Annotated in this window: 23 protein-coding genes; 14 read left to right on the plus strand and 9 right to left on the minus strand. The window is 69.1% G+C overall.

Annotated elements, in window-relative coordinates; genetic code table 11:
- Window positions 1-202: 202 nt before the first annotated feature.
- Window positions 203-466: a Prokaryotic metallothionein gene (locus EV192_RS42315; RefSeq protein WP_132124378.1), complete on the plus strand. Its 264-nt coding sequence runs from the start codon at window positions 203-205 to the stop codon at window positions 464-466.
- A 15-nt stretch (window positions 467-481) separates the two neighbouring features.
- On the plus strand, window positions 482-1,288 hold the full coding sequence (locus EV192_RS42320) for an SAM-dependent methyltransferase (protein ID WP_243727413.1): 807 nt from the start codon (window positions 482-484) through the stop codon (window positions 1,286-1,288).
- 10 nt (window positions 1,289-1,298) lie between these two features.
- On the opposite strand, the gene EV192_RS42325 is transcribed toward EV192_RS42320, so the two are convergent.
- Window positions 1,299-1,766 (minus strand): pyridoxamine 5'-phosphate oxidase family protein, encoded by a 468-nt coding sequence (locus EV192_RS42325; protein WP_132124380.1) that lies wholly within the window; start codon window positions 1,764-1,766, stop codon window positions 1,299-1,301.
- A 47-nt stretch (window positions 1,767-1,813) separates the two neighbouring features.
- Here EV192_RS42325 and EV192_RS42330 point away from each other — a divergent pair, with 47 nt between their 5' ends.
- Window positions 1,814-2,233, plus strand: coding sequence for a winged helix-turn-helix transcriptional regulator (locus EV192_RS42330; RefSeq protein WP_424923426.1), 420 nt, complete (start codon window positions 1,814-1,816; stop codon window positions 2,231-2,233).
- Between the two features lie 2 nt (window positions 2,234-2,235).
- Here the strand turns inward: EV192_RS42330 and ligD are convergent, their stop codons facing one another.
- Window positions 2,236-3,240, minus strand: coding sequence for a non-homologous end-joining DNA ligase (ligD, locus tag EV192_RS42335; protein WP_132124382.1), 1,005 nt, complete (start codon window positions 3,238-3,240; stop codon window positions 2,236-2,238).
- 85 nt (window positions 3,241-3,325) lie between these two features.
- Between ligD and hisS the strand changes: the two genes are divergently transcribed.
- The 10 genes from hisS (at window position 3,326) to EV192_RS42385 (ending at window position 13,055) form a co-directional block, all read left to right on the plus strand.
- The gene (gene hisS / locus EV192_RS42340; protein ID WP_243727438.1) at window positions 3,326-4,576 is read left to right on the plus strand and encodes a histidine--tRNA ligase; all 1,251 of its coding nucleotides are present in this window, start codon (window positions 3,326-3,328) and stop codon (window positions 4,574-4,576) included.
- A gap of 17 nt (window positions 4,577-4,593) precedes the next feature.
- Window positions 4,594-4,902, plus strand: coding sequence for a hypothetical protein (locus EV192_RS42345; protein ID WP_132124384.1), 309 nt, complete (start codon window positions 4,594-4,596; stop codon window positions 4,900-4,902).
- Window positions 4,903-4,906: 4 nt separating this feature from the next.
- Window positions 4,907-5,335 carry a peptide-methionine (R)-S-oxide reductase MsrB gene (msrB, locus tag EV192_RS42350; protein ID WP_132124385.1) on the plus strand — a complete coding sequence of 143 codons (429 nt, stop codon included), beginning with the start codon at window positions 4,907-4,909 and terminating at the stop codon, window positions 5,333-5,335.
- A gap of 112 nt (window positions 5,336-5,447) precedes the next feature.
- The gene (locus tag EV192_RS42355) at window positions 5,448-6,179 is read left to right on the plus strand and encodes a TIGR04222 domain-containing membrane protein (RefSeq protein ID WP_132124386.1); all 732 of its coding nucleotides are present in this window, start codon (window positions 5,448-5,450) and stop codon (window positions 6,177-6,179) included.
- Between the two features lie 218 nt (window positions 6,180-6,397).
- Window positions 6,398-7,270 carry a TIGR04222 domain-containing membrane protein gene (locus EV192_RS42360; protein WP_132124387.1) on the plus strand — a complete coding sequence of 291 codons (873 nt, stop codon included), beginning with the start codon at window positions 6,398-6,400 and terminating at the stop codon, window positions 7,268-7,270.
- The gene (locus EV192_RS42365; protein ID WP_132124569.1) at window positions 7,260-8,072 is read left to right on the plus strand and encodes an MbnB/TglH/ChrH family RiPP precursor modification enzyme; all 813 of its coding nucleotides are present in this window, start codon (window positions 7,260-7,262) and stop codon (window positions 8,070-8,072) included. Before EV192_RS42360 ends, EV192_RS42365 begins: the two co-directional genes overlap by 11 nt.
- Complete coding sequence (locus EV192_RS42370) at window positions 8,069-8,428, plus strand: SCO6045 C-terminal-like domain-containing protein (protein WP_132124388.1); 360 nt, start codon at window positions 8,069-8,071, stop codon at window positions 8,426-8,428. The genes EV192_RS42365 and EV192_RS42370 overlap by 4 nt, the downstream gene beginning before the upstream one ends.
- A gap of 67 nt (window positions 8,429-8,495) precedes the next feature.
- Window positions 8,496-9,017 (plus strand): hypothetical protein, encoded by a 522-nt coding sequence (locus tag EV192_RS42375; RefSeq protein ID WP_132124389.1) that lies wholly within the window; start codon window positions 8,496-8,498, stop codon window positions 9,015-9,017.
- A gap of 200 nt (window positions 9,018-9,217) precedes the next feature.
- Window positions 9,218-12,427, plus strand: coding sequence for a S8 family serine peptidase (locus EV192_RS42380; RefSeq protein WP_165960907.1), 3,210 nt, complete (start codon window positions 9,218-9,220; stop codon window positions 12,425-12,427).
- A gap of 100 nt (window positions 12,428-12,527) precedes the next feature.
- Complete coding sequence (locus EV192_RS42385) at window positions 12,528-13,055, plus strand: DUF6328 family protein (protein WP_132124391.1); 528 nt, start codon at window positions 12,528-12,530, stop codon at window positions 13,053-13,055.
- 16 nt (window positions 13,056-13,071) lie between these two features.
- Here EV192_RS42385 and EV192_RS57005 read toward each other — a convergent pair whose 3' ends face one another.
- Window positions 13,072-15,867, minus strand: coding sequence for a helix-turn-helix transcriptional regulator (locus EV192_RS57005; RefSeq protein ID WP_132124392.1), 2,796 nt, complete (start codon window positions 15,865-15,867; stop codon window positions 13,072-13,074).
- A gap of 210 nt (window positions 15,868-16,077) precedes the next feature.
- Here EV192_RS57005 and EV192_RS42395 point away from each other — a divergent pair, with 210 nt between their 5' ends.
- Window positions 16,078-16,266 carry a hypothetical protein gene (locus EV192_RS42395; RefSeq protein WP_132124393.1) on the plus strand — a complete coding sequence of 63 codons (189 nt, stop codon included), beginning with the start codon at window positions 16,078-16,080 and terminating at the stop codon, window positions 16,264-16,266.
- A gap of 27 nt (window positions 16,267-16,293) precedes the next feature.
- Here EV192_RS42395 and EV192_RS42400 read toward each other — a convergent pair whose 3' ends face one another.
- Genes EV192_RS42400 through EV192_RS42425 form a run of 6 tightly spaced genes read right to left on the minus strand, consistent with a single transcriptional unit; the run spans window position 16,294 to window position 22,256 of the window.
- The gene (locus EV192_RS42400) at window positions 16,294-17,757 is read right to left on the minus strand and encodes a CoA transferase (protein WP_243727414.1); all 1,464 of its coding nucleotides are present in this window, start codon (window positions 17,755-17,757) and stop codon (window positions 16,294-16,296) included.
- A complete protein-coding gene (gene hemQ, locus EV192_RS42405; protein WP_132124394.1) occupies window positions 17,754-18,446 on the minus strand; it encodes a hydrogen peroxide-dependent heme synthase in 693 nt (230 codons plus the stop codon). The genes EV192_RS42400 and hemQ overlap by 4 nt, the downstream gene beginning before the upstream one ends.
- A 3-nt stretch (window positions 18,447-18,449) precedes the next feature.
- Window positions 18,450-19,031 (minus strand): GTP-binding protein, encoded by a 582-nt coding sequence (locus tag EV192_RS42410; protein WP_279495481.1) that lies wholly within the window; start codon window positions 19,029-19,031, stop codon window positions 18,450-18,452.
- Complete coding sequence (locus EV192_RS42415; protein WP_132124396.1) at window positions 19,015-19,386, minus strand: DUF742 domain-containing protein; 372 nt, start codon at window positions 19,384-19,386, stop codon at window positions 19,015-19,017. Before EV192_RS42415 ends, EV192_RS42410 begins: the two co-directional genes overlap by 17 nt.
- Entirely contained in the window at window positions 19,383-19,793 is a 411-nt protein-coding gene (locus tag EV192_RS42420) for a roadblock/LC7 domain-containing protein (RefSeq protein ID WP_132124397.1), read from the minus strand. The genes EV192_RS42415 and EV192_RS42420 overlap by 4 nt, the downstream gene beginning before the upstream one ends.
- 12 nt (window positions 19,794-19,805) lie before the next feature.
- Window positions 19,806-22,256 (minus strand): sensor histidine kinase, encoded by a 2,451-nt coding sequence (locus tag EV192_RS42425; RefSeq protein WP_132124398.1) that lies wholly within the window; start codon window positions 22,254-22,256, stop codon window positions 19,806-19,808.
- Between the last annotated feature and the right edge of the window lie 14 nt (window positions 22,257-22,270).

The raw sequence follows: 22,270 nt of genomic DNA on the forward strand, positions 1-22,270 counted from the left end.
GCGGCGGTCTCGCCTGTGGCTCCGATCGCAAAGAGCTCAGCGATCAAGATTGCCGTAGGTTAGCGGTACCGGATGGGGTGCGATACAGCCAAATGTCGTAGTGTCCGACCAGGACAGTCACGGTATATCAAATTGGATATACCAAGTTCCCTCGATCGTGTCCTGAGTTGCCGTCCCCGCGGCCACCCCGCACGCTCGGCCCATGAACCAGACGTGCGATGTGTGCGGCAACGACTACTGGATGGCCTTCGAGGTCCGGACGGTCACCGGAGACGTGTACACGTTCGACAGCTTCGAGTGCGCGGTCCAGAAACTCGCGCCGCGTTGCGAACACTGCGAATGCCGGATCCTCGGGCACGGCGTCGAGGTCGAGGGCAGGTTCTTCTGCTGCGCGCACTGTGCCAGGCAGGGCGCGACGCCGCTCGGCACCCAGATCCGGGACACTGTTGGCGCGCTGCCCGGCTGATGGCAGGATGTGCCGGTGGATCCGCGGCAGGTCGACATCACCAAGCCGAGTGTGGCCCGTGTGTACGACGCCGCGCTGGGCGGCAAGGACAACTACGAGATCGACCGCGCGGTGTTGCGGGCCATCCTGACCGCCGCGCCGGACGCGATGGTGTCCGCACGGGACAACCGGGAATGGCTGATCCGGATCACCCGGTTCCTGGCCAGGGAAGCCCGGATCAGCCAGTTCCTGGACTGCGGGTCCGGCCTGCCGACGGCGGAGAACACCCACCAGGTCGCGCAACGGATCAACCCCGAGGCGACCGTCGTGTACGTCGACAACGACCCGATCGTGCTCGCGCACGGTCGGGCGATCCTCGCTGAGAACGACCGCACCCACCTCGTCGCGGCCGACCTGGCCAAACCGGAGGATCTGCTCGCCCACCCGGACGTGCGCCGTTTCCTGGACTTCAGCCAGCCGATCGCGCTGTTCCAGATCGGGACGCTGCACCACAGCGCGGACACCGCCGGGATCCAGGCGTTCATGCGCACGTACGCGGACAGCCTGGCGCCCGGCTCGTACATCGCGATCAGCCACTTCCACAATCCGGGAACCGGCGAGGACAGTGAGGCGGCCGACCAGATGGAACGCCTGATGGCCGGTGGCCCCATGGGCAGCGGCTACTTCCGGACCCGGGCGGAGATAGCGTCCTTCTTCAGCGGCTGCGAGCTCGTCGAGCCCGGACTGGTGACGCCTTCGGAGTGGTGGCCGGACGGCCCCAGGATGAAACCCCTCGTTCGGCCGCAACGGCTGTTCCTCGCCGGACTGGGCCGGAAGGGCTGAGCGACTCCGGTCAGTCGAACTCGATGGTCATCCCGTAGGCCTTGGTCACCCGCACCGTGATCAGCACGCGCTCGTCCTTCACCAGTTGTTCGTACAACGCCTGGATGTCGTCGTCCGGGACGTCCGGGTACAGCGGGCGCAGGGCTCGGCCCACCTCGTCGCCCGGGACGGTGGTGGGCTCGGAGACGTCCGCTTCTCCTTCGGCCACCGCGTAGGTGAAGAAGTCCGGGCCGGCCACCTGCAGGGCGGTCCTGGGGTTGGCACGCAGGTGGCGCACCTTGATCCGGGGCGCTTTCGTGGACATCAGCAGTGCCCGCCGGTCCGGGTCCCACACGTACAGCATGTTGCTCAGGTGGGGGTGGCCGTCGCTCTTCAGGGTCGCCAGGACACCTTGGCGGTTCGCCGCGACCACGGCGAGGGCTTCCGGTTCGGTGAAGACGCGGGGTGGCGGGCCGGAACCAGGTGGATATGCGGTCATGCCGACATCATGTGGGAAGGTGGCGGGGGCCGGAAGGAGGCACTTTCTTGTCACAGAGTCACACCGGTGTTCCCAACGACACTGTTCCCGACCGCACTGTTCCCGAGGACACTGTGCCTGGGGAGACCTGCTCGCTGGGCGAGGTCCTCGAACAGGTGTCGGGCAAGTGGAACATCGGGATCATCATGGCGGCGATGGCCGGCCCGATCCGGTTCACCGAACTGGAACGCGAGGTCCAGGGCATCAGCCGGCGCATGCTCACGTTGACCCTGCGCAAGTTGGAACGCGACGGCCTGCTGATCCGCACGGTCCATCCGACTGTGCCGCCGAAAGTGGAGTACACGCTCACGGAGATCGCCCATGAGCTGCACGACACCTTCATCGGCCTGACCGCGTGGGCGGACAGGCACAAAGCGTCGATCGCGGCCGCGCGCAGGGCGTACGACGCACAGAGCCAAGGCGCGTAGCGCTATTCGGTGTCCGGGCGGGCGCGGGAGGGTTGGACGCGCTTGGGTTCCCCCGGCATCTTCGGGTAGTCCGGTGGGTACGGCATCTCCCCGCGGCCGTCCTTCTCGTACCACTCAAGGAGGGTCTCCAGGCCGAAGGCCTCCTGGTCGATTCCGGAATGCGCGTCCCCGTGCGCGGCGAGCAGGTCCGGCACCGTCAGCACGTCGAAGTCATCAGGGTCCACATCGGACAGCTGGGCCCAGGTCAACGGCATCGACACCGTGGCCCGCGGGGTGCCGCGCACCGACCAGGCCGAGGCGATCGTGCGGTCCCTGGCCGCCTGGTTGAAGTCCAGGAAGACGCGCTCACCGCGTTCCTCCTTCCACCACGCGGTGGTCGCCAGGTCCGGGATCCGGTTCTCCACCTCGCGGGCCAGGCCGATCACCGCGTGCCGCACCTGGATGAAGTCCCATTCGGACCGGATCCGAACCAGCACGTGGATCCCCCGGCCGCCGGACGTCTTCGGGTATCCGGTGAGACCGGCGTCCGCCAGGACCTCGCGCAGGACGCCCGCGACCTTCACCGCGTCGGTGAAGTCCGTGCCAGGCTGGGGATCGAGATCCACCCGCAGTTCGTCCGGGTGGTCCACGTCCGGCCGCCGCACCGGCCACGGGTGGAAGTCGAACGTGCCCAGGTTCGCGGCCCAGGCGAGCACCGCGGGCTCGGTCGGGCAGACCTCGTCCGCCGGCCGTCCGGACGGGAACGTGATCCGGGCGGTCTCCACCCAGTCCGGCGCGCCCTTGGGCAGCCGTTTCTGGTAGAACGCCTCCCCTGTCACCCCGTCGACGAACCGCTTCAACGTGGTCGGCCGGTCGCGCAGCACGCCGAGCAGCGGCTCCGCCACGGCGATGTAGTACTCGACGACCTGACGCTTGGTGATCCCCCGATCGGGGAAGTACATCTTGTCCGGATTGGACACGCGCACAGTGCGTTCGCCGACAGTCAGTTCGATCGCCTTCGAGGCCATGCGGCCACCTTAGTAAAAGGGATGGCGCGCGCCGGGTAGCGTTGTACGGACTGTTGGCCCACGTGACCGAGGAATCCCGGTGAAGATGGACTTGAGCCCCGCCAGGGGCACCCGTGACCTGCTGCCCGCGACCGTGGCCGTGCGCGACCACGTGCTGGCCCGGATCACCGAGGTCTACCACCGGTACGGCTACCAGCGGATCGAGACGCCCGCGCTGGAGAACATCGAGCGGCTCACGGGCGGCCAGGGCGGCGAGAACGAGAAACTGATCTTCAAGATCCTCCGCCGCGGGCTCGCCGAAATCCCGGAAAACCTCGACGACCTGGTCGATCTCGGCCTCCGGTTCGACCTGACGGTGCCGCTGACCCGGTTCTACGGCAACAACCACGCCCAACTGCCGGTGCCGTTTCGGTCGTTCCAGTTCGGGCCGGTGTGGCGGGCCGAACGGCCGCAGAAGGGCCGCTACCGCCAGTTCGTGCAGTGCGACATCGACCTGATCGGCGAGGAGAGCGTGCTGGCCGAGATCGAGCTGATCGAGGCGACCACCGAGGCGCTGGCCGCGGCCGGCCTGCCCGGGGTCACGGTCCGGCTGTCCGACCGGCGGTTCCTGTCCGCGCTGGCCGAGAGCGCCGGGGTCGCGCCTGAGGCGCAGGGCGGGTTCTTCATCACCTTGGACAAGCTCGACAAGATCGGTTGGGACGGGGTCCGGAAAGAGCTGTTGGGCAGGGGATTCACCGAGGATCAGGTGGACGGTGTGCAGCAGGCGATCTCGACCGCCCAGGGCCTGGACCCGGCCAAGCTGGCCGACCAACTGACCGACGCGCTCCCCGCGCTGCCCGAGGACGTGGCCGCCGACCTGGCCGCCACCACCGGCGCGTTGGCCGCGATTGGCGACCTGGCCTGGGAGTTCGACCCGACCCTGGTTCGTGGCATGGGCTACTACACCGGCCAGATCTTCGAGCTGAGCCACCCCGGGTCGGCCTCGTCGGTGGCCGGCGGCGGCCGGTACGACCAGTTGATCGGCCGGTCGCTCGGCAAGGACGTGCCGGCCTGCGGGTTCTCCATCGGGTTCGAACGGATCGTCGACCTGCTGGACAACGCACCGAAAAACGACGCGCTCGCCGTCCTGCACGAGTCTGACGTCCCCACGGCCGAGGTGTTGGCGGTCGCGCGGGAGCTTCGGGCCGGCGGCCGGCAGGTCACGACCATCCGGCGCCGAGGCAAGTTCGGCGCCCAGCTCGGCCGGCTTCAGGAGTGGGGCTACACGTCGTTCGTGCACGTCAAACCGGGGGATATTACCGAAGTACGACCTTTGGCGGTCCGGGAAACAAGCTGAGCCGCTACGGTGTTCACATGGGTGTGAACGAGTCTCCAGGCGAGCGGTCGTCAAGGCGGTTCGAGGAGGAGCTGATCGGCCTCGATCCCGGGGATCCGGAGGCCCGCGAGTTCGCCGCCCATCTCGACCGGATGGAGCACCACATCCGCTCGGGATACACCGTCGAGGGATACGTCGGGGGCATCTCGGACTTCGCGGACTCCGCCAACCGGTTGGGCGGCCACCGCCGGTTGACCGCGCTGATCCTCATCACGCTGATTCTCGGCGGGGTGGCGGTCGCCGTCTGGGACGCACTCGTGTTCATCTTCTCGACACTTGGAAGGTAGGCCCATGAAACCCGTTGTGGGTGCCGCGCCGAAGGTAGTGAAGTCGGACCAGGAGTGGCGTCAGCAGCTCACCCCGGACGAGTACCGGGTGCTGCGCCAGGCCGGTACCGAGCGCGCCTTCACCGGGGAGTACACCGACACCAGCACCGTGGGCGTCTATGCCTGCCGGGCGTGTGGCGCCGAGCTTTTCCGCAGCTCGACGAAATTCGAGTCGCACTGCGGCTGGCCGTCGTTCTTCTCCCCGCTCGCCGGTGACGCCGTTATCCTTCGCGACGACAGCACCATGGGCATGGCCCGCACCGAGGTGCTGTGCGCGACCTGCCACAGCCATCTGGGTCACGTGTTCGAGGGCGAAGGCTACGACACGCCGACCGACCAGCGGTACTGCATCAACAGTATTTCGCTGACGTTGTCGCCGGACGACCAAGCCTAAGTTGTCCCCAACACAACCCTAAATGTTGCTCAAGGTGTCTTGCCCGGTGTCCCCCGCAGGCAGAAAGTGGTGTCTCCACTTGGATTCTTGCTCTCGGTAGAGAGGGGGAACAATGAAAGACACGTGGGGAATACCGGGACCTGAGTTCTTGGGGCTTTACGCGATCGCGTTTCTGATCTCACTGCTGTTCTTGTTCGCCATTCGAATTCACACCCGTACCGGCGCGGCCCACTCCACACCCGCGCCGGGGGCACTCACCCGATCCGAGGTGGCGTGCCTGACCGGGGGTCCGCGGCGAGTGGTTGAGGCCGCGGTGGCGCAGCTGGTCGACACCGGCCAGCTGCGCCCGGTCAGCGCCGGATACGTGCAGGCGGCCGCGCACGCGGACGGCACGAACCCGGTGGAACGGACCGTGATAGCGGACGTCCGGCGGTACGGCCGCCGGTCCACCTCCATCCTCACCGACCGGCTGGCCGCGTCGGACGCCGTCACCGAGGTGACCGAGCGGCTGGTCAGGACGGGTTTCCTGGTCGACGCCGGACTGGCCGCGCGGCGCCGGGCGATCGGTGTGGTCCCGATGGTGACCGTCCTGGCTGTCGGCGTGGCCCGCTGGTTCGCCGAACTCGTCAACGACCGGCCGATCGGTCAGCTCACCATGGTGGTGGCCGCCGCCGGGGTGGTCGGCTACGTCATGGGCCGGCACGAGATCGGCCCACGAACCTTCATCGGCGACCACGTCGCCCGCGAGCTCACCGACGAACTGCCGGACCGGACACACCGTCGACATCCAGGGGTCTCGCCGGCGGACCGGACCGTGGGCCGGGGCCGCAGCACTGGGGGCTGAGGCTCCAGGGGGAAGGGGGCGGCAGCCGCATGGGAGGCGGCTGTCGCGGCCAGCAGGTCGACCCGGGAACATCGCGGATTCGCCCACCGGATCCAGCGGGGAGTCCCGGGCCGGCCGGCTGGTGAGATGACAGCTCATCCAGTTTCCGGCCTTCGACGCCAACCCGCCTCGCGCGGGCCGGCGTCGAAGGTCAGGCAACCCGTTGGCGGGAGGGGACAATGGCCGACCCTTGGGGCATCTCAGGCCCGACGTTCATCTGGATCTACGTGATCGCCGCCCTGGTCGCGTTCATCGCGGGCCTGTGGCTGCGCAGTCACATCCGGTCGGTTCCGGCGGCCCGCGGGCAACGTCCGCTGACCGTCGACCAGATCGCCTTTCTGGCCGGCGGCCCGGACCGCGCGGTCGACGTCGCCATCGCGGCTCTGGTCGAACGGCAGGCGATCCGGACCGCACGCGGCGGCAAGCTGTATCTCATCGACGACAGGAAGTCGGAGACGGCCACCGAGTCAGCGGTCCTCGGAGCCGTCCGACGCCAGCCCGGCTGCACGGTCCAGCGAGTGCGGCGGGTGGTGGGCCGTGGTCGGTCGTACGACCGGATGCGGGAGGAACTGACCCGCCGCGGGCTGATCGTCGGCAGCAGCTTCGGTAAGGTCCTGCTCGCCGCCGTGCCGTTCGCCGTCGTCTGCCTGGTCGGGCTGATCCGGTTGGTCAACGGCGTCAACCTGCACCGGCCGACCGGGACGCTCACCGGGATGCTCGTGGTGTCCGGCATCGTGCTCCTGCTGCTCCTGCGCCCGATGACCACCAAGCGGACCCGGGCGGGCGACCGGGTACTGGCCGCCGTCACCGGTGGGCAGACCACGTCCGCGTCCGAGGGCATCCCGTTGGTCCCGATCGCGGGCGCGGCCGCGCTGGTGGCCGTCGGCGGGTTGATGGCGTTCCCGGACAACGAGATCGCCCGCTCGTTCCGAACGGTCGCGAACACGTCGAGCAGCGGGTCCTCGTGTGGCAGCAGTTCGTCGTGCAGCAGCGGGTCGTCGTGCGGGGGTGGCTCCTCATGCGGAGGAGGGAGCAGTGGCTGTGGGGGCTGACACCGTTCGCGAACTGGGGGTGGGCATCGGCTGGCGGTCGGAGATCGACCTGACCGTGGAACGCCTGCCCGGCGTCGACTGGGTCGAGGTGGTCGCCGAGAACCTGCACGCCGAGCACCTGCCCGAGTCCATTGTGGTGCTGCGGGAACGCGGTGTCCCGGTGCTCCCGCACGCCGTGTCGCTGTCCGTCGGCGGCGCGGAACCCGTTGACCCGCGGCGAGTTCAGCATCTGGCCGAACTGGCCGACGCGCTGGACGCGCCCTTGGCCAGCGACCACGTCTGTTTCGTGCGCGCGGGTGGACTGGACTCCGGGCACCTGATGCCCGTCCCCCGCACCCGCGCGGCGCTGGACGTGCTCGTCGCCAACGTGCGGACCGTCCAGTCCGGCCTGGGCGTGCCGTTCGCGCTGGAGAACATCGCGGCACTGCTGGAATGGCCGGACGCCGAGCTGACCGAGGCCCAGTTCCTCACCGAACTGACCGACCGGACCGGGTGCCTGCTGCTCGTGGACGTCGCCAACCTGTACGCCAACGCCCGCAACCTCGGCCACGACCCGGTCCGGCTGCTGGACGGACTGCCGTTGGAACGTCTGGCGTACGTGCATGTCGCGGGCGGAATCGAGACCAACGGCGTCTATCACGACACGCACGCGCATCCCGTGCCGCAGGACGTCCTGGACCTGTTGGCGGAGCTGGTGTCCCGGACGTCACCACCGGGTGTGCTGTTGGAACGCGACGACGACTACCCCACCGACGGCGAACTCGCCGCGGAGTTGGCCGCGATCCGAGCGGTATTGACATGACCGAACCGCAGCGCGAGCAACTCGCCGAAGCGCAGGCGGAACTGTTGCGCGCGTTGCTGGCGGGCGGCCCCACGCCGTCCGGATTCGATCCGGAACGGCTGCGGGTGGAGGCTGACGCGTTGCTGGCGAAGCGGCGGCGGGTCGTCGCGATGCTCGAACCGGACGCACGCGCTGAACTCGACGACGACTTTGTTCAGCTGTTCAACGAATACGCGCGGACGAACCCACGGCAGGTCGGCACACGGGCGCGAGAGGACGCGGCCGGGTTCGTGGAATGGGCGCGCGGGCAGGGGCGTCTGGAACGGCCCCGGACGCGGTGGTGGACATTCCGGCGGGCGACCGGAAACGGACGCTGACGGATCAGCGGCTCCTTCGGGCGTGCAGCGAAAGCACCGACCTCCCGCGTGCAACCAGACTGGGCCGTTGATCCGTCCGGGTGTCATGCGCCGGATTCCGCTTGCTCTCAGCACTGTCGCCGCTGTTTCCCTGCTGTCCGCATGCGGCAACAGCCCCGGCGCCGTCGAGTGCCTGAACGTCGCGCTGCGGCCGGGAATCGGCGTGGACATCGACCCGGCGTTCGCGCCGCGGGTCGACTCGGCCGCGATGAAAGCCTGCTGGGACGGCGATTGCCGGACGTTCGACCTCAAGCTGGAGGCGTCCACCGCCGCCAGCGCGCTCCCCTGCACCGGGAACTCGCCCACGGATGTCTGCGGCGCGCAAGCTGTCCCGACTGGCGGGAAGTACACGTTCGCGGAGGTGCGGAACCTGCCGGGCAAGCCAATTGACATCACTTTGTCGCTGGCCGGGCCGCGGATGACCCCGCCACAGGACCAGCACCTGACCGTCACGCCCAGGACCGCGAACGTCGCTCCGCAGTGCGCCGGTGACCAGCGGCAAGCGGGGATCATCGTCAGCAAGGACGGAACCGTCAGCGAGCGGCGGTGAACCTTCCGTAACACTGGTGGGGAAAATTACCGTCAGCATCTTTGGTTCGAAGTCTTGTCACGTACTAGTGACCCTCGATAGCTTGCCATGACCACGGACTGTGGTTCATCGACTGCGGACAGTCGATGCCTGGGGCATGCGCGAAAACCCGATCGGGAGGTTTTTCGGTGCGTTCTGCAAGAAATAAGTGGTTCAGACGGGTGGCTGTCGGCTCGGTCGCGGTGGGAGTCGCGTTCGGAGCGACACAGGTGGTCGCCGACGCGGCTCCGCAAGGCGGTTCCCTTGGCACGGGCGACCGTTCCGTCACCCTGATCACCGGCGACCGGGTCGTCATGGTGGATTCGACCCGCGACGCCAGGTCCATCATCCCCGGCAAGGGCAGGGACAAGGTCGCCTTCTCGACATATCAGCGTAACGGGCACCGGTACGTGGTGCCGAAGGACGCCGTTTCGCTTGTCGCACAAGGGAAACTCGACGAGCGCCTGTTCGACGTCACCACCCTGGTGCAGTCCGGCTACGACGACAGGAGCCGGTCCACCCTGCCCCTGATCGTCAGCTACGCGCCCGGTGTGGCGCGGGCGCAGGTGGCCGGGGTCAAGCAGACCGCGAACCTGACGGCCATCAACTCGGCCGCGGTCGCCGCGGACAAGACCGGCGCGGTGTGGCAGTCGGTCAGGAACGGCAGCGTCCGGAAGGTGTGGCTGGACGGCAAGGTGCAGGCGTCGCTCGACCGGAGCGTGCCGCAGATCGGCGGCCCGGAGGCGTGGAAGGCCGGCTACACCGGGAAAGGCGTGAAGGTCGCCATCCTGGACACCGGTGTCGACGAGACCCACCCCGACCTGGCCGGCCGCCAGCTCGCGGAACAGAACTTCAGCGACGCCGCGGACAACGTGGACCGGTTCGGCCACGGCACGCACGTCGCGTCCACCATCGCCGGCAACGGGGCGAAGTCCGGCGGCAAGTACAAGGGGGTCGCGTACGACGCGCAGATCCTGGACGGCAAGGTGCTCGACGACAACGGCGGCGGCCTGGAGTCGTGGATCATCGCCGGCATGCAGTGGGCGGTCGACCAGGGCGCGAAGGTCGTCAACCTGAGCGTCGGCGGCCCGGACTCGCCCGGTGTCGACCCGCTTGAGCAGGCCGTGAACGATCTGTCGAAGACGGGCACGCTGTTCGTGATCGCCGCGGGCAACAGCGGCGCGGACGAGTCCATCCAGTCGCCGGGCAGCGCGGACGCCGCGTTGACCGTTGGCGCCGTGGACCGAAACGACGCCCTGGCGCCGTTCTCCAGCCGTGGCCCGCGTGTCGGTGATTCCGCGATCAAGCCGGACATCACCGCGCCCGGCGTCGGCATCGTCGCCGCGAAGGCCGCGCAGGGCAAGATCGGCACGCCCGCCGCGGACGGTTACGTCGCGCTGTCGGGCACGTCCATGGCCACCCCGCACGTGGCGGGCTCGGCCGTGCTGCTCGCGCAGCAACACCCGGACTGGACCGGTCAGCAGATCAAGGCGACGCTGACCGCGTCCGCCAAGCCGAACCCGGCGCTGAACAGCTTCGCCCAGGGCTCCGGCCGGGTCGACGTGGCCCGCGCGATCGGCCAGACCGTCACCAGCGACCCGACCAACGTCTCCATCGGCACCCAGATCTGGCCGCACGACGACGACCAGCCGGTGACGAAGTCCGTCACGTACCACAACTCCGGCACCAAGGACGTGGCGCTGGACGTCAGCGTGAACGGCGTCGGCCCGGACGGCAAGGCGGCCCCGGCGGGCATGCTGACCGCCTCCCCGGCCACCGTGACCGTGCCGGCTGGCGGCTCGGCGTCGGTGAACGTCACCGCGGACACCAAGGTGGACGGCCTGGATGGCGTGTACTCCGGCAATGTCACGGCGACATCGCGGGACACGCAGGTGCTCACGCCGGTGGCGGTCAACCGGGAGCCGGAGAGCTACACCCTGACCATCAACCACATCGGCCTGGACGGCCGGCCCGCGGTCGACTACGGCACCGCGCTGATCAACCTGGAGACGGGCCAGTTCACCGGCGCGTACAGCCCGGACGGGCGGGTCACGGTCCGGCTGCCCAAGGGCCGGTACGTGCTGGACAGCTCGCTGGTCGGCGACCGGATCTCGTGGCTGTCGTACCCGGCGCTGAACCTGACCGACGACACCACGGTCGATCTGGACTTCCGCACCGCCAAACAGACCCAGATCACCCCGCCGGACGGTGCGGCCCTCCGAATCGGGGATATCTCGTACACCTTGACCAGCGGGAAGTTCCCGACCGGTTTCGGCTGGGTGTTCCTCGGCGGCGACCTCGGCGACCTGTGGACCGCGGGCCTGGGCCCGCAGTTGCCGCCGGGCGACCTGCTCGCCCAGTACAACACCCAGTGGTCCGGCCAGAACAACGACTTCTTCGGCCTCGGCTACTACGCCAACGGCATCATGCCGACCGGTTTCGTCCGGACCGAGAAGAAGGAAACCCTCGGGCACGTGCACACGTCGTACGCGGCGCCCGTCGCCGGTCGCTCGGGTCTGGCGTCGGCGTTCCCGTACCCGAAGTTCGGTCCGGCGGTGGGCGGCTGGGCCGTGCTGTTGCCGGTGGGCCTGCCGGGCGAGCGGACCGAGTACTACTCGCCTGAGGCGATGTGGGCACCCTCGCTGTGGCAGATGGGCCAGGGCGACTTCGCCATCGAGGCGACGCTGACCGCTCCGGTGCGGACGTTCGAGTCGGGGAAGAACTACGAGGCGTCGTTCAACCGCGGGGTGTTCGCGCCAGCGCTGCCCCAGACGAAGTTCGACTTCGACTACCTGACCCGGTCCGGGGACACGATCCTGGCGGACATCCCGCTGTTCGGTGACGCGTCCGGGAACGCCGGAACGTCGGCGACGGACAAGGCGAGCACGGTCCTGACCAAGGACGGCCTGGTGGTCGGCCAGACCGCCCGGCCGGGCTTCGGCTCGTTCGACGTCCCCGCCGGCGCCGGGAACTACACGCTGGCCACGGAAGCGGTCCGCAGTGGGGTTTCGGACGTGTCCACCACGGTCCGGGCGGCGTGGACGTTCAAGTCCGCCAACACCGGCGCGGGCCCGGTCCGCCTGCCGCTGTCCACGGTCCGGTTCACGCCGGCACTGGACCCGGCCAACTCGGCCCCGGCCGGCGAGTCGCTGATCATCCCGATCACGTTCGCGCAACAGGCGACCGGCACGGGCACGGTGGCGAAGACGTTGACGGTGGAGGCGTCCTTCGACGGCGGCCTCACCTGGTCACCGACCACTGTGGTGGCGAACGTGTTGGCGGTGGTTCAGCATCCGAACGACGCGACCACGGTGTCCTTGCGCGCCAAGGCATCTGACCGCGCCGGGAACACTGTGGAGGAAAGTCTGATCAACGCGTACAAGCTGCGCTGACCGATGACGGAGGCGGCTCTCATGATCGACGGGAGCCGCCTCTTCGCACCTACGTCACCCGACCGATGTCTCCGCGTGATCGGCGAGGGACCGTGGGTGTATGCAGCCCATAGTCCGTGACGACCCAGTCGATCACCGCGTTGATCAGCATGACCGCTGGAACTACGCGGTCCGCGGTGAGAGCCCCATCCAGCGCCTTGACCGCAACTACAACGAGATCCTGCAGGAACTCCGGGTGGCGCAGACGGGAGTGCAGCTGCTGCTGGCGTTCCTGCTGACGGTGGCCTTCACGCCGAGGTTCGCCACGTTCACGGATTTCCAGCGAAACACCTATGTCGCCAGCCTGGTCTTGGGCGCGGCGGCGAACTGCCTGCTGATCGCGCCGGCCGCGTTCCACCGGATGGTGTTCCGGCGGCGGCTCAAAAGCGTGCTCGTGCGGATGTCCAACCGGTTCGCCCTCTGTGGACTGGGCCTGCTGATGCTGGCGTTGACGTCCGCGCTGTTGCTGATCCTGACGGTGGTGCTCGGCACCAACCTCGGAACGTGGGTCACCGGTTGCGCGTTGGCGTGGTTCGTGTTCTTCTGGTACGTCTTGCCATTGTGGACGCGGCTGCGGCACCGCCGTTAGTTAGCACCGCCGTTAGTTAGCCCGATGCCCGACTGGCGGCCTCCCTGGCGATGTCCGTGCGGGAGCCCACGCCGAGTTTGGTGAGAATGTGCGAGACGTGCGTGCCCACTGTTCGCGGGGACAGGAACAGCCGGGCGGCGATCTGCCGGTTCGTCATTCCGGACACGACCAGCGCGGCGATCGTCGACTCGGTGGGTGTCAACGACTCCCAGCCGTGGCTGGCCTTGCGGTGCGCGACCCGTGGCCCGCGCCGGATCCCGGCCGACCGCTGGATCGCGGCGAGCCGGGCGATGTCCCATGTGGCCGCCAGGTCCTCGTACACGTTGCCCGCCAACGTGAACGCGGCCCGCGCGGAGGTCCGGTCGCCGACCGCGACGAACGCGATCGCCGCGGCCTCAAGGGCTTTCGCGCGCGGTAACGGCCGGCCCGCGGTCGAGTACTGAGCGGCGGCCTCCAGCAGCTGGGCGGGGTTCTGGTCGAGCAGCCCACGGCAGTACAGCGCCGCCGCCCGCCTGCGCGGCCCAGAGTCCACATTGGACTCGACCCGGGCGGTGATCGAGCTGGCCATGGTGAGGTCGCCGACCTGCACGGCCAGCCGGACCGCGTCCGGCAGCAGGTCCTCGATGTCGGCCTTGTCGTCCAGGCCGGTGACCAGTTCCGCGAACGCCGCCCGCGGGTCGCCCGTGTACTCGGCGTCCAGGCTGCGGGCCAGGCTCAACGCCCAGACCACCCGCTGCCCCATCTGCGACTCGTAGGGCGCCGCCGCGTCGAGATTCGTGCGCGCGGTCTCCGGGTCGCCGCGGTGGAACGAGATGACGGCCGCCACCCCGCGGTCGCAGCAGACCACGCTGGGGTCCTTGACCTCGTTGGGCAGAACGTCCACTTCGGCCAGTGCGCCGTCCCAGCCGCCAGTGTCCAGCAGCAGCTGCCCCATCGCGCTCTGCGCCTGCGACAGCCGGACCAGGCTGCCGGTGCGTTCCGCCTCCTGCCGTACCTGGCCGACCGCGGCGACGGCTTCGGCGTACCGGTCGAGATCGCCGAACGTGACCGCCTGGTTGATCCGCAGCAGCAGCCGCAGGTCCGTCAGCTCAGGGTCACCGGCGGACACGGCGAGGGCTCGTTCGAACAACGGCAGCGCCTCTACCATGGCGCCGCGCATCATCGCCACGAGCGTCAAGACGTGCAGCGCCCAGCCGGTGGCGAACCGGTCGTCCGTCTGTTCCAGCGCGGCGGTCGCAAGCGCCTCAGCGTCGTCGACCTGGCCGAGCGCCCGATGCGTACGAGCGGTCAGCACGAGCAGTCTTGCCCGGTGCGCGGTGGTGAGCCCTGGCGTGTCCAGCGCGTCCTTCAACGCCGGCAGCGCCTCGACGGACTTCCCGGCCAGTGACCGGCACTGGGCCATGATCCGGTGCAGCTCGACGAACAGGTCCGGCGGTGGGGCGCCGAGTAGCGCCCGGCTGGCCACCAGCTCGGCCTCAGCCGGCTCCCCCGTCTGGTACAGGGCGTCGGCGAGACGCCAGGACAACTCGTCATGCGGTCCGGTGGCCAACGCGCGCCGCAGCAGCTCGACCGCGACCTTCGGTGCGTGTCCGACGAGCGTGGGCGCGGCATCGACGAGCCACTGCGCCATCCATTCCGCGCCGGCGTCCCCTGCCGGCAACAGCTGGCGGGCGACCCGATCCACCGACGCTCCGGCCGCCGCCAGCGCACGGCCCGCCTCCGCGTGCCAGGCGGCCCGCACCGACACCGGAAGCTGTTCGTACAGCGCCATTCTGATCAACGGGTGCCGGAACGCCATGCCGTCCGCGGACTCGGTCAGGATCCCCGCCGCGCGAGCCTCCTCGATCGACGGGATCAGCGTCGCGGTCGCCTGGCCGGACACGATCGCCAGGTCCTGCACGGAGAAGTCGGCGCCCAACAAGGCCGCCGTGCGCAACACGTCCAGCACGGGTTCGGGCAGAAACCCCAGTCTCTCCGCGATCGCCGCGGACAGCGACCGAGGTGTGCGTCCGGTTGTCGTCTCCACCATGCCCGACTCGGTGACGAACAGCCGACCGCCGCGGGCCAATGATCCGACGAGTTCGGTGACGTACAACGGGTTGCCCGCCGCGCCCGTGGACAGCCGCAGCAGCCGGTCGCTCGGCGTGCCGCCCGCCAGCACGGTCACCAGCTTCAGGACGTCAGCGTCGCCGAGCCGGGTGAGGCGCATCCGCGACGGCATCGACCGGCGTAACGCGACCAGATCAGCCTGCCTGGGCACCGGGCGCGTGATCCCGATGAACAGCAACGGAAGCTGCCGCACCAGCCGGGCCAGCCGGCCGCACAGCGCGATCGTGTGCCGGTCCGCCCACTGCAGGTCGTCGACGACCAGGACGACGGGTCCGGCCGCGCACAGTTCCTCCAGCAGGGCAAGGAGATGCTCGGCGACCGCGGTGGACACGTCCATGCCTGGGGCGATCTGGACCTCGCCGCGCATCAGCCGGGCGATGGTGTCCCGGCGGGCGTCGGTGCCGGCGCTCGACTCGGTGGGCCTCGGCTCATTGACCCTCGGCTCATTGACACTGTGCACGCGCAGGCCGTCCAGCAGCGGCACCAGCGGGATGTCCTGGCCGAGTTCGTCGCCGCAGCCCCAGAAGACCGGGAAAGTCGTTTCGGCGCAGGCGGTTTTGACGAGGATGGACTTGCCTATCCCAGGCTCGCCCTCGACCAGGATCGCGTGGCCACGGCCGGTGCGCAGGTCACGCAGCCAGCCGACCAGCCGGCCCAGCTCCGGGTCCCGACCGATCAGCGAGACCGAGCCTGACCGCGCCACAGGAAGAAGAATACTACGTGAACAGAAGTTGAACAACACTCAGAAATCACGAGAAAAATCACTGAAACAATCGCCGGTGACGCAATTCTTTGCGGCCACCCATCGTTGGCCAAGTATTTACGGTGTGCTCCTCCGCCGCTCACTGATCCACTGAAACAGTGGTGGCGCGTTTCCGTCCGATCTCCACACGTGGGCTCACGGAGGAATTCAATGCGGACACAAAGCCGCATCGCAGTGTTGTTCGCCGGCGCGGCCGCCGTCGCCGCGGTCGTGTTGACCGTCGGTACCGACAGCATGGGCTACGACTCGTTGTGCCAGGACAGCATGGGTTACGACTGCGCGCACACCGCCAGCATGGGGTATGACGTGATCCACACCGACAGCATGGGCTACGACTAGATCAATTTCGGCGTCCCGCCCGAATGGTCACCGCCATTCGGGCGGGTCAGCGCCTGGAATACCCGGTCCGCGATCCCAGTAAGGCGGCGAACCGGGCAGTTCACCTGGAATTCGGATATGCGTAATCCGGCCGAACGAAGTGTCCGTTTCGGCCAGCAGGTCGTCCACTTCCGGCTCGGTGCCCGCGGTCTCGGTGCGGCCCATCTCGTCCAGCCACATTCCGGTCCTGGCCAGCGACACCCGCACCCGCCACGATCCGCCCTCGGTGATCCGCCTGGTCAGCGCCTCGATCGCGGCGGCGGCCGCCAGCCATCCCGTGCCGTGGTCCAGGAACTGCAGCGGCAACGGCAACGGCGGGTCACCAGCCGCGATACCCGTGGCCATCTGCGCGAGGCTGTCGAACCCGCGCCTGGTCCGCCACGGCCCTGCCCAGCCCCAAGCGGAGATGTCCACGACCACGATGCCCGGCCGGAGCGCGGCCAGGTCCGCCGGCCCGAAACCGCGCGCCGCCAACGAATCCGGCCGATACGACTGGACGAACACATCCGCGTCCCGCACCAACTCCCGCAGCTTCCCTGCGTCCTCGTCGTCCCGCAGGTCCAAGTACGTGGACCGCTTGCCGAACTGGGTGTCCAGCAACAGCGGCGCCACCACAGGCAAATGCCTGGCGCCCACATGCACCACGTCAGCCCCATGGGCCGCGAGCGTCCGACCGGCGACCGGACCGGCGATGACGTGCGTCAACTCCACCACCCGCATCCCCGCGAGCGGTCTGTCCGCAGTGGACGGTCGGACCGGCGGCGCGTCCCCGATCCGCTCGACCAACACCAGCGGAAGCTTCCGCAACGCGACCCCCTGCGGATGCGCCAACCACTCGTCGCGCCCGCGCTGCGCGGCCGCCGCACCACCCGCGGCGACCACCGCCTCCTCCACCTCGATCGCACCCCGCCGCGCCACCGCAGCCACGACCTCGTCCCGGTCGACCGCCGTTCCCAACGCGGTCGCCACCGCGGCGGCATGGTGGGGATAGTTGCAGTGCAGCCGAACCCAGCCGTCCTTGGCGCGGTAGTCCCCGGTCAGCGGATCCTGAACAGCCCCACTCGCGATCTTCGCCAACATCTCCGCCACAAAGCCCGCAGCGCCCACAGCCGCAGCGCCCACAGGCGAAGCGCCCACAGGCGAAGCGCCCCTGCCGCGCCCCGTCGCCGTTTCCGCGCACCCCTGAAGGGAGGGAGGGCGAAGGTCCCCCGAATCAACGTTACCGTTGGGCACCGACAAAACCGGCTCGGCAAGATCAGCGGGGTCCAGCTTCAGGTACCGCTCGCTGCGGAACGCCACGGCAGCGTGCCGCGGATCCACTCGGACCGCGCCGGGATCCGTGCCGCGCGCACGCAGCATCTCCCCCGCGGCCTCGGTCGTTCGCGACACGATCGAAGCGGCTGCCGCCCCGATCCGGAACCGGCCGGGCAGGACCGGGTCCGGTTCGGTCACGGCAGGTTGGTGACCAGTTCGGCGGCGGGCAGGCGGGTCCCGGTGTAGAACGGGATCTCCTCACGCACGTGCCGGCGCGCGTCACTGGCCCGCAGGTGCCGCATCAGGTCGACGATCCGGTGCAGTTCGTCGGCTTCGAACGCGAGAATCCACTCGTAGTCGCCGAGGGCGAACGACGCCACGGTGTTGGCGCGCACGTCCGGGTAGTCCCGCGCCTGGTGGCCGTGCTGCGCGAGCATCCGGCGACGTTCCTCGTCCGGCAGCAGGTACCACTCGTAGGACCGCACGAACGGGTACACGCACACGTACTTGCGAGCCTCCTCACCGGCGAGGAACGCCGGGATGTGGCTCTTGTTGAACTCCGCCGGCCGGTGCAACGCGACCTGGCTCCACACGGGCGTGGACACCCGGCCGAGCGCGGTGCGCCGCAGCCCGGTGTACGCGGCCTGGAGCTGTTCGATCTCCTGCGCGTGCCACCAGACCATGTAGTCCGCGTCGGCACGCAGGCCGGCGAGGTCGTACACGCCGCGGACGGTGACGCCTTTGCCCTCGAGCGCGTCGAGGTAGTCCTCGGCCTCGGTCGCAGCCGGGCCGCGGTCGTCGGGCAGCCGCCCTGGCTCGATGTGGAACACCGACCACATCGTGTACCGGATCGAGTCGTTGAGTTCGGTGTAGTTCAGGCGAGCCATACCTCATATGGTGGCACGAACCGAGGGCTGGGTGTTTACCACGTACTCCACCAGTGTGACCAGAACCTCTTTGGCCGAGTCCCGGACCCGCGCGTCGCATAACGCGATCGGCACGTCCTCGCCGACGTCCAGCGCCTCCCTGACTTCGCGTGCCGTGTAGCGCGCGGCGTCGTCGAAGCAGTTCACCGCGATCACGAACGGAATGCCGCGCCGCTCGAAGAAGTCGATCGACGGGAAACACGTGTCCAACCGGCGGGTGTCCGCCAGCACGACCGCGCCGAGCGCCCCGTGCGCCAACTCGTCCCACATGAACCAGAACCGGCCCTGCCCAGGGGTGCCGAACAGGTACAGGATGATCCGCGGCGACAGCGTGATCCGGCCGAAGTCGAGCGCGACCGTGGTGGTGGTCTTCTCCTCGATGCCGGCCAGGTCGTCCACGCCGACCCCGGCCTCGGTCAGCAGCTCCTCGGTGAGCAGCGGCGCGATCTCGCTGACCGCGCCGACCATCGTGGTCTTCCCGGCGCCGAACCCGCCGGCGATCAGGATCTTGACGGCGTTCGGGATCTCGTCAAAGCCGTCGGACACCATCGAGCACCGCCTGCAGTAGGTTCAAGTCGGGGGCCTTCACGTTGCGCGCGGGGGTGCGCGCGATCACCTCACCGCGTTCCATCAGGTCCGACACCAGCACCTTGACCACCACGATCGGCACGTCCATGTGCGCGGAGATCTCCGCGACCGACAACGGCCTGTGGCACAGTTCGAGAATCGTGACGTAGTCCGCGTCCAGGGCCACCGGGTCGATCTCGTCCTTGGCCGCGACCACGAGGGTGATCATGTCCAGGTCACGGTTCGCCGGTTTGGTGCGCCCGCGCGTCATCGCGTACGGGCGGACCAGTGGCCCGGCCTCGTCGTCCACCCAGTTCTCGCGGCCGGCGGTCATGGCGTCGCGACGTCCACCCGCGGCGGCGTGCTGAGCACCGACCCGACCTGCTTGACCAGCATGTTCATCTCGTACGCGATCAGGCCCACGTCCGCGTCCTCCGCGCCGAGCACGGCCAGGCACGTGCCCTGGCCGGCCGCGGTGACGAACAGGAACGCGTGCTCCATCTCCACGATCGTCTGCCGGACCCGGCCGCCGCCGAACTGCCGGCCGGTGCCCCTGGCCAGGCTCTGGAACGCCGACGCCACCGCGGACAGGTGCTCGGCGTCCTCTTTGGACAGTTCGGTGGACCGGCCGACCAGCAGGCCGTCCGCGGACAGCACGACCGCGTGCCGGGCCCCGACCACCCGGGCGACCAGGTCGTCGAGCAGCCAGTCCAGGTCAGGTCTGGTGTTGGCCTTCTTCATGACGAATCTCCCCTACTCGTTTTCGCCCGTGCCGTCCGCGCGGGCCCGCCGCGACTCGCGATGGAACGCGGACATGATGTTCCGGATCTCGTCGGGCGACCGGCCGTCGGCCGGGTCGATCTCAGGCTCCTCCGGCGTGAACGCGGCCTCCCGCAGCTGGGGGGCGAGGCTCGCCTGCCGCCGGCGGCGCGGCAACGCCGGCCGGCCCTGGTCGTCAAGGGCGGGCCGCCTGTCGTCGACGGCGGTGAGCCCGGCGGCGGGTCGCTTGTCGTCGGCGACACCGCCGGGCGGTTCGGCCGCGCGCGGTTTGGCTATCTCGGGTTCGGTCGGCTGTGCGGCCACTTCCGGTGAGACCTCGTCGGGTACGTCCTGTGGGGGCCATGCGGGCCGTTCCTCGACCTGGATGGCGGTGGCCGACGCGCCCGACTGGGCCTGCGGGATCCGGAACGGCAGCACGTCGCCCACGAAGTCGGATCCCGGCGGGCCGACCGTCACCGGGTCCAGCACCGCCGTGGACTCCTGTTCGTCCTCCGCCAGCAACGTCGCCGGGATCAGCACGATCGCACGGGTGCCGCCGTAGGACGACGACCGCAGCTCCACCCGGATGCCGTGCCGGGCGGCCAACCGCGCGACCACGAACAGGCCGAGGCGCGGGTCGCCTTTCAGGGCCATGGCGTCGAAGTCCGGCGGGTCGGCGAGCACGGCGTTGTGCCGGTCGCGGTCCGTGTCCTCCATGCCGAGCCCGTTGTCCTCGACCTCCAGCAGGATCCCGCGGGCGGCCGGTTCGCCGGACAGCCGGACCTGCGCCTGCGGGGGCGAGAACGAAGTCGCGTTGTCGAGCAGTTCGGCCAGCAGGTGCATGGTGTCGGCGACCGCGGACCCGACGATGTACACGCGCGGCACGCCTTGCAGCCGGACGCGCTTGTACTGGGTGGTCTCCGCGACCGCGCCACGCAGGATGTCCACCAGCAGAACGGGTCTGCGCCAGATCCGACCGGGCTGCTGGCCGCCGAGGATGATCAGGTTCTCGGCGTTGCGGCGGGCCCGGGTGGCGAGGTGGTCGAGGTGGAACAGCTCGTCCAGCTGCTGGGGATCCTCTTCCTCGCGTTCCAGCCGGTCGAGGATCTTCAGCTGCCGGTGCACCAGGGCCTGGCTGCGGTGGGCGATGCCGAGGAACACGTTGCGGACACCGGTCCTGGCTTGAGATTCCTGGACGGCGGCCTCCACGGCCGTGGTGTGCGCGGCGTTGAACGCGCGGGCGACCTGCCCGATCTCGTCCCGCCCGAAGTCCAGCGCGGGCAGCTCGGTGGCGACGTCGACCTCCTCGCCGGCGCGCAGGCGTTGCACGATCGGCGGCAGCTTCTCCACGGCCAGGTCGAGCGTCTCGTAACGCAGCCTCGTCAGGCGGCGCGTGGTGGTTCGCATGATCCGCAACGCGGCGATGATCGTGGCGATCGCGACAAGCAACGCGATCACGCTGCCCACGATCGCGACTGTCAGTCCCTTGCTGGCTTTCTGCCCGGCCAGCCGGCTGGACTCGGCGAACTGGTGGACGCCGAGCTGCTCCACGTCGCCGTACACCTTCCCGGTGACGTCCTGCCATTCCTGGTCACTCACGGGAGGCGCGGCGAGCTGCCCGTCGCCCCGGTTGCGGGTCGTCACCACGGTCCACGGGCCGGTGGCGATCAGCTTGTCCTCGGCCGCGGTGAGCCGTTTCCACGGATCACTCGCGCGAAGGTCCTGGTAGCGGGCCTTCACCTCGGTCGAACTGTTTTGTATGGACATTTCCAACTGCTGCCGATAGGCGCCGGAGAGCCGCGCGAATTCGGCGTGATCGGCGGAATTCAACGCACCGGTGGTAATCGCCGCCGAGATGATCGTGCTGGACCGGGACATCTCTTCGGCGGCCCGGAACAGCGAGTTCACCTCGATCCCGCTGAACGCGGTCTCCTGGTCGGGGACGGCGTGCGCCATGGCATCGAAAACGGTGATACTCGCATCGGCCAGCCGGTTGTAGAAATCGTACAATTCCGACCGGGAGATCGACTTGGCGTCCAGCCGGCCGCGGACCGCACCGAGTTGGTCGAGCGTCCGGGTGAACTCGGCGTACTTGTCCTGCACGAACCGTGGCGACTGGGCCAGCACCGGCTCCACGAGCTCGCGGACCCCGCGGACGGCCTGGTCGGTCTGCGCCCGCCGGTCGCCTGGCCCGGCCGTGCCCGACGCGACCTGCAGCAGGCTCTGCGCGCGCTCCTGTTCGATCGACGTGAGCGCCTTGACAGCGCGCGGCATCACGTCCTGCATCGCGTCAGTGACGCCACGAAGATAGATCGCGTCGTACAACCGGGGCATGCTCACCGCGACCCACATGGCCACGAGCGCGACCGCGGAAACCACAACGACGGCAGTGAGCCTTGTCCGGATGGAGCCGCGGCCCCGACGCCGGTCACCCAGAATTCCCACGATACTCCACCGGT

The organism is Actinocrispum wychmicini, assembly GCF_004345645.1.
Lineage (GTDB): Bacteria > Actinomycetota > Actinomycetes > Mycobacteriales > Pseudonocardiaceae > Kibdelosporangium > Kibdelosporangium wychmicini.

Excerpts from the sequence above, each read along its gene's own strand:
- EV192_RS42325 (WP_132124380.1), bottom strand. The coding sequence starts at position 1,766 with ATGACCGCATATCCACCTGGTTCCGGCCCGCCACCCCGCGTCTTCACC.
- EV192_RS42395 (WP_132124393.1), top strand. The coding sequence starts at position 16,078 with ATGCGGACACAAAGCCGCATCGCAGTGTTGTTCGCCGGCGCGGCCGCC.
- EV192_RS42420 (WP_132124397.1), bottom strand. The coding sequence starts at position 19,793 with ATGAAGAAGGCCAACACCAGACCTGACCTGGACTGGCTGCTCGACGAC.
- EV192_RS42385 (WP_132124391.1), top strand. The coding sequence starts at position 12,528 with ATGCAGCCCATAGTCCGTGACGACCCAGTCGATCACCGCGTTGATCAG.
- EV192_RS42370 (WP_132124388.1), top strand. The coding sequence starts at position 8,069 with ATGACCGAACCGCAGCGCGAGCAACTCGCCGAAGCGCAGGCGGAACTG.
- ligD (WP_132124382.1), bottom strand. The coding sequence starts at position 3,240 with ATGGCCTCGAAGGCGATCGAACTGACTGTCGGCGAACGCACTGTGCGC.
- msrB (WP_132124385.1), top strand. The coding sequence starts at position 4,907 with ATGAAACCCGTTGTGGGTGCCGCGCCGAAGGTAGTGAAGTCGGACCAG.
- hisS (WP_243727438.1), top strand. The coding sequence starts at position 3,326 with ATGGACTTGAGCCCCGCCAGGGGCACCCGTGACCTGCTGCCCGCGACC.
- EV192_RS42415 (WP_132124396.1), bottom strand. The coding sequence starts at position 19,386 with ATGACCGCCGGCCGCGAGAACTGGGTGGACGACGAGGCCGGGCCACTG.
- EV192_RS42355 (WP_132124386.1), top strand. The coding sequence starts at position 5,448 with ATGAAAGACACGTGGGGAATACCGGGACCTGAGTTCTTGGGGCTTTAC.
- hemQ (WP_132124394.1), bottom strand. The coding sequence starts at position 18,446 with ATGGCTCGCCTGAACTACACCGAACTCAACGACTCGATCCGGTACACG.
- EV192_RS42345 (WP_132124384.1), top strand. The coding sequence starts at position 4,594 with ATGGGTGTGAACGAGTCTCCAGGCGAGCGGTCGTCAAGGCGGTTCGAG.
- EV192_RS42315 (WP_132124378.1), top strand. The coding sequence starts at position 203 with ATGAACCAGACGTGCGATGTGTGCGGCAACGACTACTGGATGGCCTTC.
- EV192_RS42360 (WP_132124387.1), top strand. The coding sequence starts at position 6,398 with ATGGCCGACCCTTGGGGCATCTCAGGCCCGACGTTCATCTGGATCTAC.